The sequence below is a fragment of the Streptococcus halotolerans genome (assembly GCF_001598035.1).
Classification (GTDB): Bacteria; Bacillota; Bacilli; order Lactobacillales; family Streptococcaceae; genus Streptococcus; species Streptococcus halotolerans.
Genome location: NZ_CP014835.1, coordinates 1,783,763 through 1,797,520 on the forward strand (window position 1 = coordinate 1,783,763; position 13,758 = coordinate 1,797,520).

Consider the following 13,758-nt stretch of genomic DNA (forward strand, 5'->3'; position numbering starts at 1 on the left):
TAGAGGAAATAAATAATGACTGAAACAAAATTAATGGCATTACGTGAAGCCGTAAACCTTGCTATGTCTGAAGAAATGCGTAAAGACGACAACATCTTCCTTATTGGTGAAGACGTTGGTATTTATGGTGGTGACTTCGGGACTTCGGTTGGAATGCTTGAAGAATTCGGTGCGAAACGTGTTAAAGATACACCAATCTCAGAAGCTGCTATTTCAGGTGCGGCAATTGGAGCAGCCATCACTGGTCTGCGCCCAATCGTTGACGTTACCTTCATGGACTTTATCACTATCATGATGGATGCTATCGTCAATAACGGTGCTAAAAACAATTACATGTTTGGTGGTGGACTTAAAACACCGGTGACTTTCCGTGTAGCATCAGGTTCAGGTATCGGCTCTGCAGCGCAACACTCACAATCACTAGAAGCTTGGTTGACTCACATCCCAGGGATTAAGGTTGTTGCTCCAGGAAATGCTAACGAAGCAAAAGGACTTTTGAAATCTTCTATTCAAGATAACAATATTGTTATCTTTATGGAGCCAAAAGCACTTTATGGTAAAAAAGAAGAAGTTAATCAAGATCCAGACTTTTATATTCCACTTGGAAAAGGTGACATCAAACGTGAAGGTAAAGACCTTACCATCGTTTCTTATGGACGTATGTTAGAACGCGTTCTCCAAGCAGCAGAGGAAGTTGCAGAAGAAGGTATTGATGTTGAAGTGGTTGACCCACGTACTTTGATTCCACTTGATTTGGATATGATTGTTGATTCTGTTAAGAAAACCGGCAAATTGATGCTTGTTAACGATGCTTATAAGACTGGTGGCTTCATTGGTGAAATCGCTACTAAAGTAACTGAAAGCGAAGCTTTTGATTACCTTGATCATCCAATCGTTCGTTTGGCTTCAGAAGATGTGCCTGTGCCTTATGCGCGTGTTCTTGAACAAGCAATCTTACCAGATGTCGAGAAAATCAAAGAAGCTATTCGCAAGATGGCTAACAACGGTAACTAATCACGATAATTTGTTAAGATAAGAAGGGAAATGAGGAATGATTCCCGGTCCCTCTTATCTATTTTTACGAAATAAGGGACTAATTCCCAAATATTCTAGGAAAGGAATACTATGGCTGTCGAAATTATTATGCCGAAACTCGGTGTTGACATGGCTGAAGGTGAAATCATCGAATGGAAAAAAGCCGAAGGTGATACGGTCGCCGAAGGTGATGTTCTCCTTGAGATTATGTCAGACAAGACGAACATGGAAATCGAAGCAGAAGATTCAGGTGTTCTCTTGAAAATTACTCGCCAAGCTGGTGAAACGGTACCTGTAACCGAAACAATTGGTTATATTGGTGAAGCCGGTGAAGAAATTACAGAGGCTGCAGAAACAACTTCTGCACCCGCAGAGGAAGCAAGTTCAACAAAAGAAGCGCAAGCATCTGCTCCAGCAGCTAGTCCAACTCCAGCCCCTGTGGCTGCACCCCAAGGAAAAGGAGCTAAAGTTCGGGCAACACCTGCAGCTCGTAAAGCAGCTCGTGAACAAGGTGTTGACTTAGGACTTGTTCCTGGTTCTGGTCCTAAAGGACGTGTTCATGCCCAAGATGTTGAAAACTTCAAAGATGCCCAACCAAAAGCGACACCACTGGCTCGCAAGATGGCTGAAGCAGAAGGACTTGATTTGGCTACTATCACAGGTTCTGGATTTGCCGGTAAGGTTAAGAAAGCAGACGTATTAGCGGCACTTGCTGCTGCTAAGCCAGCTAAAGCCGAGGAGTCAGCACCTGCTAAAGAAGAAAAAGTGGTTGAACTTCCTGAAGGTGTTGAACACAAACCAATGTCAGCTATGCGTAAGGCAATCTCGAAAGGTATGACAAACTCTTACCTCACAGCGCCTACGTTTACGCTTAACTATGACATTGACATGACTGAAATGATGGCGCTTCGTAAGAAACTCATCGACCCAATCATGGCTAAGACAGGACTTAAAGTCAGCTTTACCGACTTGATTGGTATGGCAGTGGTTAAAACATTGATGAAACCTGAGCATGAATACTTGAATGCCTCTCTTATCAATGATGCTAACGATATTGAACTTCACCGTTTTGTTAACCTTGGTATTGCCGTAGGTCTTGACGATGGTCTTATCGTCCCAGTTGTTCATGGTGCAGATAAGATGAGCTTGTCAGACTTTGTTCTTGCTTCAAAAGACGTTATCAAGAAAGCTCAAAGCGGTAAATTAAAAGCGGCTGAAATGTCTGGCTCAACCTTCTCAATCACAAACTTGGGTATGTTTGGAACCAAGACTTTTAACCCAATCATTAACCAACCTAACTCAGCGATCCTTGGTGTCGGTGCTACCATCCCAACACCAACTGTTGTTGATGGGGAAATTGTTGCGCGCCCAATCATGGCAATGTGTTTGACAATTGACCACCGTTTGGTTGATGGTATGAATGGGGCTAAATTCATGGTTGACCTCAAGAACTTGATGGAAAATCCATTTGAATTGCTTATCTGATCAGGTCAATAGCGTTCATTCATTTAATCTACTTTGAACTAAAACTAAAATGGGTTGAAAAGAGAGTCGGGCGTTCTAGCTTTGCAGACTTATTGGTCTCAGTGAGACTAATAAGCGATCGCTTCTCTCACATACCCCAATGTATCTTACGAAAGGAAATCAATAATGGCTGTTGAAATTATTATGCCAAAACTCGGTGTTGATATGGCCGAGGGTGAAATCATCGAGTGGAAAAAAGCTGAAGGTGACACTGTCGCTGAAGGTGATGTTCTTCTTGAAATCATGTCTGATAAAACAAACATGGAAATCGAAGCAGAAGACTCAGGTGTTCTCTTGAAAATCACTCGTCAAGCTGGCGAAACAGTACCTGTAACAGAAACAATCGGTTACATTGGTGAGGCTGGTGAGGAAGTTGAAGTAGCTTCATCAGCGGCATCGGATGTTGACGTTGCTCGTACTACTGAAGATCTTGAAGCTGCAGGTCTTGAAGTGCCAAAAGCACCAGCTCAAGAAGCTTCTCCAGCTGCTGAAAAAGCACCGCTCGCTGATAACGAATACGATATTATCGTTGTTGGTGGTGGCCCTGCAGGTTACTATGCGGCTATTCGAGGTGCTCAACTTGGTGGCAAAATTGCCATCGTTGAAAAATCAGAATTTGGTGGAACTTGCTTGAATGTAGGATGTATCCCAACTAAGACTTACCTCAAAAATGCTGAAATCCTTGATGGCATCAAACATGCAGCAGGTCGTGGTATTAACCTTGCTTCAACCAACTACACTATCGACATGGATAAAACTGTTGATTTCAAAAACTCTGTTGTTAAGAAATTAACAGGTGGTGTGGCAGGTCTTCTTAAGGCCAACAAAGTAACCATGTTCAACGGACTTGGACAAGTTAATCCTGATAAAACTGTTACTATTGGTTCAGAAACAATCAAAGGACGTAACATTATCCTAGCAACAGGATCAAAAGTTTCACGTATCAATATTCCAGGAATTGATTCTAAACTTGTTTTAACATCTGATGATATTCTTGATCTTCGTGAAATGCCAAAATCACTTGCTGTTATGGGTGGTGGTGTTGTTGGTATCGAACTTGGTCTTGTATGGGCTTCATACGGTGTTGAAGTAACTGTTATTGAAATGGCTGACCGTATTATCCCTGCTATGGATAAAGAAGTTTCACTTGAACTTCAAAAAATCCTTACTAAGAAGGGCATGAACATCAAGACATCTGTTGGTGTTGAAGAAATTGTTGAAGCTAACAACCAATTGACATTGAAACTTAATGATGGTTCAGAAGTTGTTGCTGAGAAAGCTCTTCTTTCAATTGGTCGCGTGCCACAAATGAATGGACTTGAAAACCTTAACCTTGAAATGGAACGCAACCGTATCAAAGTTGATGAGTATCAAGAAACATCCATTTCTGGTATCTATGCCCCAGGTGATATTAACGGAACTAAAATGCTTGCACACGCTGCCTATCGTATGGGTGAAGTTGCCGCTGAAAATGCCATCCATGGTAAAGTTCGTAAAGCAAACCTTGAGTTCACACCAGCTGCTGTTTACACCCATCCAGAAGTTGCCATGGTTGGTATAACTGAAGAAGATGCTCGTGCTAAATATGGTGACATTCTTATCGGTAAAAACAGCTTTACTGGTAACGGACGTGCTATTGCTTCTAACGAAGACCAAGGTTTTGTTAAAGTTATCGCAGACGCTAAGTACCATGAAATTCTTGGTGTTCATATCATTGGTCCAGCAGCAGCTGAAATGATTAATGAAGCGGCTACTATCATGGAAAATGAATTGACAGTAGATGAACTTCTTCTTTCCATTCATGGACACCCAACCTTCTCAGAAGTGATGTACGAAGCCTTTGCTGACGTATTGGGCGAAGCTATTCATAACCCACCAAAACGTAAATAAGCCTATTCTTATCTAATTACTGAAGTAATTGACAAAAAAGGCGACTACATAGTGTTTCGTCTAAATCATAAATGGCTCTTTATCAACTGGAGTGGCTAGATGAAAAGCTAATATATAGAGAAGATCAGATTGATCTTCTCTTTTTTCATGCTGTCAAAGTTCTGAAAATCAAAAGCATTGCCCTTCATGAGTTTGATGAGGTTGTTGGTTGTCTCTAGTTTAGTGTTTGAGTAAGAAAGTTCAAGGATATTAAGGCTCTCTGTCAATTGCAGTGGGTTGACTTATAGCTAACAACGAGCGAGAATCGGCTTGGCTCTATCGTGTGTTTTCTTCAAAGCAAGATAAATCCATTTTTGAGGTTTTCATCTTCCTAAAGTCAAAAGCATTTCGCTTAATGACTTTAATAAGTTGTTAAGTCATTCATGTATGAGTTCGTTAGTTTCATAAGTCCATGATCAGTTAGTGTTTGATTTCTTTAGAGTATGAATGACTCAAAAATCTTAGTAAGAAGAGGGATAACCCCAATCGAGGACAATCGTGATAAAATCGTTTGGTGTTAGAAGAACTATTTTTACTCACCTGGATTTTTTAAGAAAATATAGCGTGCATTGATCATTGTGGTAATCAGTAAGTAATATAGCCGAGGAATCGGTATTATAAAGAGCATCAAAAGGGTGAGAAAATATCAACTAAATCATGGTTGATTTGTCTAATGATTTTTTTAATAACCAGTGTTCTTGCTGACTAGCATCTGTTATTGTATAGTTTTCTGGCATAAGGAAATCAAAATCTTGTTATTTGCTAGCGTTTGCATTATACTAAAAAGGTATATTTTTGCACACGCAAATTAGCTAACATAAAGGAGTTTTTCGATGAAATATATTGTCAATACCAGTAACAACCCACATTACAATATTGCTCTTGAAGCTTATGCTTTTCGCGAATTAGTTGATGAGGATGAATTGTTCATTCTCTGGATCAATGAGCCAGCTATTATCATCGGTCGTCATCAAAATGCTATCGAAGAAATCAACAAAGAATACACTGATGCAAACGGTATTCATATTGCTCGCCGTTTGTCAGGTGGAGGTGCTGTTTACCACGACTTAAATAACCTTAACTACACTATTATTTCTAACAAAGTTGGGGAAGGCTCTTTTGATTTCGAGACATTTTCAAAACCAGTTATTGATACCTTGGCAAAATTAGGGGTAAAAGCTGAATTTTCAGGTCGCAATGATCTTGAGATTGATGGTAAAAAAATCGCTGGAAATGCTCAAGCCTACCACAAAGGTCGCATGATGCACCACGGTTGCCTTCTTTTTGATGTCGACATGACGGTCTTGGGAGATGCTCTAAAAGTAAGTAAGGATAAAATTGAGTCTAAAGGTGTTAAGTCAGTTCGTTCTCGTGTGACAAATATTAATAATGAATTGCCAGAAAAAATGACTATTTTGGAATTCCAAGAGGCTCTTTTGGATCAAATGAAAGAAGAATACCCTGACATGACAGAGTATGTCTTTTCAGATGAAGAATTGGCAGCTATCCAAAAATCGTATGAGGAGCAGTTCAATACATGGGAATGGATCTTTGGATCATCACCAGAATACACTGTTTCACGCGCTGTCCGTTATCCAGCTGGTAAAATCACAACTTATGCAAACGTTCAAAACTCAATCATTGAAGGGTTAACGATTTACGGAGATTTCTTTGGTGTTAAACCAGCTAAAGACATCGAAGAACTTCTAGTCGGCACTCGCTACGAGTACAAAGATATTCTAGCAAAATTGCAAACCATTGATACGACACAATACTTCTCACGCATGACAACTGAAGAAGTCGCTAAAGCGATTGTGGCTTAATCATCAAAAAAATCATCTCCGAAAAAGGAGATGATTTTTTTTATTCAAGAATCAACATATCGTCTTTGACAGCAAATGGATTATCTGGGTTGATACGATCGTAGAACATGATGCCGTTGATATGGTCTATTTCGTGTTGTACAACGATAGAATTGTAACCTCTGAGTTTGACTTTATGTTTTTGACCATCTTTATCAAAATATTCCACAGTGACACGGGAATGACGAACGACATAACCTTCAACAGCTCGGTCAACAGATAGACAACCTTCACCATCCGCCAGCGCAGCGTCCTGAACAGAATGTGAGACAATTTTAGGATTGTACATCACTTCTTGGAGACTGTAGGCTTCCTTAGGAGGATTGCCCTCTTCATCTTCTGGATTTGGTACTAAAACAGCGATGATACGTTTAGAAATGTCCAATTGTGGTGCGGCCAAACCAACACCAGCACGAAGTCCTAGTTTTTCAGCCATAACAGGATCTTGTGAGTGTTTCAAAAATTGCATCATCTTTTCACCAAGAATAACCTCTTGGTCTGATAATGGAAACGTAACACTTTCGGCTTTTGCACGAAGCGTGGGGTTTCCTTCACGGATAATATCATTCATATCAATCAAATGAGGGGCTTTAGTTATTTTTTCAATAGGTGACATAAGATTTCCTTTACTAGATTTATAGATAGATTTCGCACCTTTTACTATATCATAAAATGAAAGTCAATTAAAGTTTTGGTCACACGCAGAAAAAAAGCGGCTTTAGATAAAATGATTGGCCATTAAACTTAACAAGTCACGATGGCTTTATTAAAATGAGTTATTATTGTTAGGGAAACAGGATACTTATCTTTCCATAGTTATGGCTAGCTTGCTTTTACCATTCTGGGTATTTTTGAAATAGTAGCATTACTTGCTATCATGCCACAGCCAGAGCTAAGTGATGCTAGGGATTTTGCTGGGATTAGCTGCCGCATCGAGAATGAAAACTCTTGTGACAGTCAAAAGTTGGGACCGAAAATGGTTGGTCACATCTCTTGCCCTCGTTTTAGGGATTGGGTTAGGGGCATTTCGAACCCATTTAATACTCAATGACAATCAGACTAGGCGACGCCGATGCAGATAGAAGGGAAGGTCATCAAATCAAGTCAACCAATGTCTGCTTTTGAGTTTCGAAGAGTGTAAGTTTGCTAACGGCAATCTCAATGCTCCTTTCATCAGGAATCTCAATCAAAAAACCTTAGCAGCTTTGACCTGAAACATTACCTGATAAGAGACCTTCCAACTGCGCACTCGTTCAGTTTAATGAGTTTATTTTAGAAAAAATGGTAGCTTTTTAAATGAGCTTATGCTAAAATACTTAAAGCGTAGGTTTTTAAATTCATCCCGTGAGGTGAAAAAGACATCAAAGAAAACTCGAAAATCATTCAACTACCATGACGGATGTGTTTTTAGAGTATAATATTTGAGGGCCTATGACTATATTAGATAGCTGGGTCCTTTTGTGTAGGCAAAAGGAGTTGTATTCGTCAAGGATATGACTTTTTGTATACCCAGAGAAAGAGGAAATATGTCACACAATCATTCCGTCGCTGACGATCATTCCGTCATCGATGTAGACCTTCATAAAGTTGATTTACTGTTAGATGTTAATGAGAGTCCAGCCTTTGGAAAAGGGCTTCTTCTCAGTTTCCAGCACGTTTTTGCGATGTTTGGCGCCACGATATTGGTTCCCCTAATCTTAGGTATGCCAGTCTCTGTAGCTCTTTTTGCATCAGGGGTTGGGACCTTGATTTACCAAGTGGCTACCCAATTTAAGGTACCAGTTTATTTGGGGTCGTCATTTGCCTACATCACCGCAATGGCCACAGCCATGAAGGCTATGGGAGGCGATATTTCCGCAGCACAAACAGGTGTCTTCTTTGTTGGTCTCATTTACGTGCTTATAGCAGGTTTGGTTCGACTCGTTGGAACCTCTTGGATTGACAAGCTCTTGCCACCTATTGTTATTGGTCCGATGATTATTGTTATCGGTCTTGGCTTGGCGAGTTCGGCAGTTACTAATGCCGGTTTTGTTGATGACGCAGATTGGCGCCATATCTTGGTTGCATTTGTCACTTTCTTGATTGCAGCGTTCATCAATACCAGCGGTAGAGGTTTTATCAAAATCATTCCCTTTCTCTTCGCGATTATCGGCGGTTACATTTTAGCAGCGCTACTTGGTCTGGTTGACTTTAAGCCAGTGACAGATGCGGCTTGGTTTGAAGTGCCACAATTCTACCTCCCTTTTAAAACAGGTGTCTTCAAATCTTATGAGATGTACTTTGGTCCTGAAATGTTAGCTATTCTTCCGATTGCAGTTGTAACTATTGCGGAGCATATTGGAGACCATACCGTGCTTGGTCAAATTACGGGTCGTCAATACCTTAAAGAGCCAGGCCTCAAACGGACCTTGGTTGGTGATGGTGTAGCGACAGCAGTATCTGCCTTTATCGGTGGACCAGCCAATACGACTTACGGTGAGAATACTGGCGTTATCGGGATGACTCGGATTGCTTCAGTGTCTGTTATTCGAAATGCAGCCCTTATCGCTATCGCCTTTTCATTCTTTGGGAAATTCACAGCCTTGATCTCAACAATTCCCAATGCAGTTCTTGGTGGGATGTCAATCCTTCTCTATGGCGTTATTGCTAGCAACGGATTGAAAGTTCTAATCGAGCGTCGCGTGGATTTTGGCCAAGTACGTAACCTTATCATTGCGAGTGCCATGCTTGTTCTTGGACTTGGTGGTGCGGTGCTTGATTTAGGCTCTTTAACCTTATCAGGAACAGCTCTCAGTGCTATTGTTGGTGTTGTGCTCAATTTAGTCTTACCAGCAGCGTCTAAAGAAAACTAAGCTTTATATCAAAAATCCTCAGCTAGTCATCATTCTAACTGAGGATTTTGCTGTATTAGGGTAAGGTTGTTGATAGTTATTCTTGAATGGCTAACTGTTCAAGTTCTTTTCTATTGATTATTTCATAATGTTTGAAAGTTGTTTTAGAAATGAGTTCATCTGTAATCAGTTGCTTAACCACTCGCCCCAAATGTCTGTATGAAGTTCCAAAGGAATCAGCCAGAAGTGTTAATTCCAAGTTAAATTCTCCCTCATTTTCCATGCTAAGGATATGACTGGCCAAGAGCTCTTTGACGGAATAGGTGATATTGGCAGACGAACTGATACTTTGCTGGTAACATTTTTGAGCGATTTCACGACCTACTTGATAGAGAAACAGTGGGTCTGAGAGCAGCTCTGTTTTGTCAAAGAGTGGCAGTTGTATCAAAGTGCATTCTTCCAGAGCAATAACAGAAGAAACTGCTGGTCTTTTCGTCATCAACTCGATATCACCGATAATGGTGGCTTTCTCTACTGTTTCTAGCAAATGGTCTTTGCCATTGGCAGATTGACGGATAACCTTAGCTTTTCCAGCAAAGAAATAAGCGATGTAATCCAAATTGTCACCTTGAGAGCAAATGGCTTGTCCCTTGTCATAGGTGACTACCTGGAGTTGTTTGTGATAATTTTTGGGAAAGAAGTGAGCTAAAGTGGAATCTTTCAAGTAGTGGTCTAGTGGCTTTGCCTTTGAAATCATTTTCAACATCCTTTTTAGGACATAGGTCCTATTGATATGAGTCTAGTTTCATTATACTGAGCATAGTTTAATTGTGCAAGAAAGGTTCCCTATGAAATCAATCCTTGAAAGAGCTAGTTTGCTCTCCTTATCCTTAATGATGGTCTCAACTTTTGCAGTTTCGCCGGCTCTCCCTCAAATGATCAGTCATTTTGAGAAAGATGGTTTTACCGCCTCACAAGTCGAGCAGCTAATCCCCTTGTCGTCTTTTGCTATTATCGCCATCCTTCTATTAACACCTGTTATTAACCGTTTTTTGAAAGAGAGAGCGGTGATTATCATTGGGCTCTTGTTGCTGTCTATTGGTGGCAGTTTGCCAGTCTGTTTTCAGGCCTATCCTCTTATTTTCCTGTCAAGAATCCTTTTAGGAGCTGGGATTGGTATGCTCAATGCGCGTGCTATTAATATTATCAGTGAGCGTTTCACAGGTAATGAGCGAACCCGTATGCTGGGTCTCAGAGGGTCTATGGAAGTGCTAGGGTCGGCTTTGTTGACCTTCTTGGCTGGGCAACTCTTAAGCATTTCCTGGTCAGCGTCTTTCGCCATTTATGGATTGGGGCTGCTTATCTTGCTTCTTTATCTAGCTTTTGTTCCTGATATGCCTCATCAGAAAGAATTGGCTGAGGATCATGAAAATCCTGCTAGACTCTCTAGTCGGCAGCTGCTGTATAGTCTTGGCACCGCCTTTTATGCGGGCTTTATTATCTTGGTTAACTCCTCTGTTACTATCCGGATTCCTCAGGTCGTTGAGCAGCTAGGTCTTGGCACGGCCTCTCAGTCTAGCATTCTTCTAAGCGCCATGATGATTATGGGGATTTTAGCTGGGATGTTTTATTCATCTTTGCTGAGTTTTTTTGGAAAATATTTTCAAGTTGGTGTTAGTCTGATTTTTGGTTTAGCTTGTTTAATGCTTTGGCAGGCTGATAGTTGGTTTCTTCTAGCTATTGGTGCTCTAACGTCAGGATTCTTCTACTCCTTAGCGGTCACCTATGCCTTTCACACCATCGCAGAAAAAATACCAGCTCATTTGCTTGCTACGGCAACTATACTGGTTCTCTTAGGGTGTAATTTAGGAGGTGGTTCGACAGCTTTAGCTCTACAATTATTAACCAGCTTAGCACCAGCACCGACAGCAGTCTTTGGTTTATATAGCCTCCTTATCCTAAGTATGACGGCTATCTTGGTAGTTGCTCTGCTATTTTCCAAAAAGAAAAAAATTGACGGCAAGTCAGGAATTTGATAGAATGGATAAAGCTGGGAACAGCTAAACCAACTTTTTCTTGGTTTTAGGAGTGCCAATCCTAAGACTCGGATAAAGCAAAAAAAGGAGAACATATTATGGCAATCTCAAAAGAGAAAAAAAATGAAATCATTTCACAATACGCTCGTCACGAAGGCGATACAGGTTCTGTTGAAGTTCAAGTAGCTGTGCTTACTTGGGAAATCAACCACCTTAACTCACACATCAAAGAACACAAAAAAGACCACGCTACTTACCGTGGTTTGATGAAAAAAATCGGTCACCGTCGTAACTTGTTGGCATACCTACGCCGCACAGACGTAAACCGTTACCGTGAGCTTATCCAATCTCTTGGTCTTCGCCGTTAAGACAAAAGGTCTAAGACTGATGAGAAGACAAGCGCTTTAAATCATCGCTTTAGAAGCTGACTTAATGACGCTATTTGTCTTTAATCGAGATGATCGAAAAACTCCCCTATTTTCAGGGGAGTTTTTTTGCTGATAAGAAGAATTACTTTTTTTCCTGAACCGCAACCTGCATTTTAATGAACATGTCTCTTTGTTGTTCGAGCAGGTTTGGTTGCTCGTGGATGACCTCGCAGATGTAAGGACCAGTTGGTTCTAACCCTTTAGCCTCTAGTGCTTGGAAAAAAAGAGGCAGCCGTGAAATCTCTTCCTCAAAGGAATGACAGTAGCTGATGGCATATTGTCCGGCAGCGAGGGTGACCTTTTGGATGTGAGGTGATTGGAAGTAAGGATTGTGAAAGAGAACAAATTGTGTTGATAGCCAATGTTGTTGTCTAAACTGCTTGTTTTGCATGAGGGATCCGATTTTACCAAAGTGTTCATAAAAGGGATTATGCGAAAAAATCTCTTGCTTTAAATAGCGCAAATAAATCTCATACTCTTCACTAGTCATTTGATAGATGTTCTGTGATAGCTCAAAGGTCCAAATAAGGCGCTCAGGCATTGTCACAATAGCGAGTTCTTGGTTGGATTGATGCTCAGTATAAAGCAGAGCCCCTCTACGAAAGGCATCAATCTCTGCGATGCGATGTTCCAAGGCTTCTTTTTCTTGAAGCAACTCCCGATAGCGGTTTTCGATTAATTGATGAAGATGCGGATCTCTTTTATCTGACAAGATTTTTTTAATGTCTTCTAAGGAGAAGTCAAGTTGTCTTAGATATTGAATAGCATCCACAATAGAAGATTGCTTGAGATGATAGTAGCGATAATTGGTTTCCTCATCAATCTGGTAGGGACGAAGCAATCCAATCTTATCGTAAAAGCGTAAGGTACGAATAGAAATATTGTTTAATTTGGAGAACTCTCCGATGCGTAAAATAGTTTTCATGTTTTTTTAGACTCTCTATTGACTCTCTAGTTACTAGAGACATTATACTATAATTGTGAAAACAATAACAAATAAAAAGGAGGGTTTACAATGAAAAACTCTAAAGTACGTGTCGTTCAATATGGTTGTGGAAAAATGTCGAAAGTATTGCTTCGCTACTTGTTGGATCATGGAGCTGAGATTGTCGGTGCTATTGATAATAATCCAGCAGTTGTCGGACAAGACATTGGTGATTTTGCAGATTTAGGTTACAAAACAGGCGTTACCATCTCAAGTGACGCTGAAGCAGTCTTTTCAAGCTGTGATGCTGATATCGCCATTGTTACTATTTTCTCCTATATGCCGGAAATGTACGAGTTTTACGAAACAGCCATCAAACATGGCGTTAACGTCATTTCAACCTGTGAAGAGGCGATTTACCCTTGGACAACTTCCCCATCAGAAACCAACCGTTTGGATAAATTGGCTAAACAACATGGTGTAACGATTATGGGATCTGGTATGCAAGATATTTACTGGATTAATATGCCATGTCTAATGATGGCAGGAGTCAACAAAATTACTAAGATCAAAGGGGCAGTCAGCTACAATGTTGAAGATTACGGCCTTGCACTGGCAGAAGCGCATGGTGCAGGATATGATGTGGAGCGTTTTGACAAAGAAATCGCCGCTGCTGAAAGCTTGCCATCTTACATGTGGAATGCTGCTGAGGGAATTTGTTCGAAAATGAACTGGACTATCAAAGATATTTCTCAAAAGAGTGTTCCTTATATTTTAGATGAAGCTATTTATTCTGAGACGCTTGGTCGCTCTATCCCAGCAGGCGATGTAACCGGGATGTCAGCAGTAACAACCATTCACACGCATCAAGGAATTACCTTAGAAGTTGAATGTATTGGAAAAGTCTATCGTGAAGACGATGGAGACATGTGTGATTGGGAAATCATTGGAGAACCAGATTTGGTCTTTTCTGTCAGCAAGCCTGATACAGTCGCACATACCTGCGCAACTATCGTCAATCGTATCCCGACTGTGATTGATGCTCCAGCAGGATTCGTAACCTGTGAAAAAGCGCGTGATGTAGAATACTTAACCTATCCTATGCACACTTATCTTGATTAGAAATGTCATAATGAAGACATAATCATTAAAAAATAATAATAAAACCACAGCAAAATCATTTGTTAG

Annotated in this window: 10 protein-coding genes and 3 pseudogenes; 9 read left to right on the forward strand and 4 right to left on the reverse strand. The window is 40.6% G+C overall.

What is annotated here, in order from left to right:
* The first annotated feature begins 15 nt into the window (after positions 1 to 15).
* The 4 genes and pseudogenes from A2G56_RS08155 (at position 16) to lpdA (ending at position 4,449) form a co-directional block, all read left to right on the forward strand.
* Positions 16 to 1,014, forward strand: a complete 999-nt coding sequence (locus A2G56_RS08155) for an alpha-ketoacid dehydrogenase subunit beta (protein WP_062711322.1) — start codon at positions 16 to 18, stop codon at positions 1,012 to 1,014.
* 111 nt (positions 1,015 to 1,125) lie between these two features.
* Positions 1,126 to 1,369: pseudogene (locus A2G56_RS11205) on the forward strand (biotin/lipoyl-containing protein); the annotation flags it as partial.
* A gap of 80 nt (positions 1,370 to 1,449) precedes the next feature.
* Positions 1,450 to 2,520, forward strand: a pseudogene (locus A2G56_RS08160) (dihydrolipoamide acetyltransferase); the annotation flags it as partial.
* Positions 2,521 to 2,685: 165 nt separating this feature from the next.
* On the forward strand, positions 2,686 to 4,449 hold the full coding sequence (lpdA, locus tag A2G56_RS08165) for a dihydrolipoyl dehydrogenase (RefSeq protein WP_062711329.1): 1,764 nt from the start codon (positions 2,686 to 2,688) through the stop codon (positions 4,447 to 4,449).
* A 107-nt stretch (positions 4,450 to 4,556) separates the two neighbouring features.
* Here the strand turns inward: lpdA and A2G56_RS10695 are convergent.
* Positions 4,557 to 4,703: pseudogene (locus A2G56_RS10695) on the reverse strand (ISL3 family transposase); the annotation flags it as partial.
* Between the two features lie 618 nt (positions 4,704 to 5,321).
* Here A2G56_RS10695 and A2G56_RS08170 point away from each other — a divergent pair.
* Complete coding sequence (locus A2G56_RS08170) at positions 5,322 to 6,311, forward strand: lipoate--protein ligase (RefSeq protein ID WP_062711332.1); 990 nt, start codon at positions 5,322 to 5,324, stop codon at positions 6,309 to 6,311.
* A 40-nt stretch (positions 6,312 to 6,351) separates the two neighbouring features.
* On the opposite strand, the gene def is transcribed toward A2G56_RS08170, so the two are convergent.
* Positions 6,352 to 6,966, reverse strand: a complete 615-nt coding sequence (gene def, locus A2G56_RS08175; RefSeq protein ID WP_062711335.1) for a peptide deformylase — start codon at positions 6,964 to 6,966, stop codon at positions 6,352 to 6,354.
* A 910-nt stretch (positions 6,967 to 7,876) separates the two neighbouring features.
* Between def and A2G56_RS08180 the strand changes: the two genes are divergently transcribed.
* On the forward strand, positions 7,877 to 9,202 hold the full coding sequence (locus tag A2G56_RS08180) for a uracil-xanthine permease family protein (RefSeq protein WP_062711338.1): 1,326 nt from the start codon (positions 7,877 to 7,879) through the stop codon (positions 9,200 to 9,202).
* 76 nt (positions 9,203 to 9,278) lie between these two features.
* On the opposite strand, the gene A2G56_RS08185 is transcribed toward A2G56_RS08180, so the two are convergent.
* On the reverse strand, positions 9,279 to 9,938 hold the full coding sequence (locus tag A2G56_RS08185; protein WP_082785132.1) for a cyclic nucleotide-binding domain-containing protein: 660 nt from the start codon (positions 9,936 to 9,938) through the stop codon (positions 9,279 to 9,281).
* 91 nt (positions 9,939 to 10,029) lie between these two features.
* Here A2G56_RS08185 and A2G56_RS08190 point away from each other — a divergent pair, with 91 nt between their 5' ends.
* Positions 10,030 to 11,217, forward strand: a complete 1,188-nt coding sequence (locus tag A2G56_RS08190; protein ID WP_062711343.1) for an MFS transporter — start codon at positions 10,030 to 10,032, stop codon at positions 11,215 to 11,217.
* Between the two features lie 98 nt (positions 11,218 to 11,315).
* Complete coding sequence (gene rpsO / locus A2G56_RS08195) at positions 11,316 to 11,585, forward strand: 30S ribosomal protein S15 (protein WP_062711346.1); 270 nt, start codon at positions 11,316 to 11,318, stop codon at positions 11,583 to 11,585.
* Positions 11,586 to 11,727: 142 nt separating this feature from the next.
* Here rpsO and A2G56_RS08200 read toward each other — a convergent pair whose 3' ends face one another.
* Entirely contained in the window at positions 11,728 to 12,570 is an 843-nt protein-coding gene (locus A2G56_RS08200; RefSeq protein ID WP_062711350.1) for a MerR family transcriptional regulator, read from the reverse strand.
* A 90-nt stretch (positions 12,571 to 12,660) separates the two neighbouring features.
* Here A2G56_RS08200 and A2G56_RS08205 point away from each other — a divergent pair, with 90 nt between their 5' ends.
* Positions 12,661 to 13,692 carry an NAD(P)H-dependent amine dehydrogenase family protein gene (locus A2G56_RS08205; protein WP_062711351.1) on the forward strand — a complete coding sequence of 344 codons (1,032 nt, stop codon included), beginning with the start codon at positions 12,661 to 12,663 and terminating at the stop codon, positions 13,690 to 13,692.
* The last annotated feature ends 66 nt before the right edge of the window (positions 13,693 to 13,758 follow it).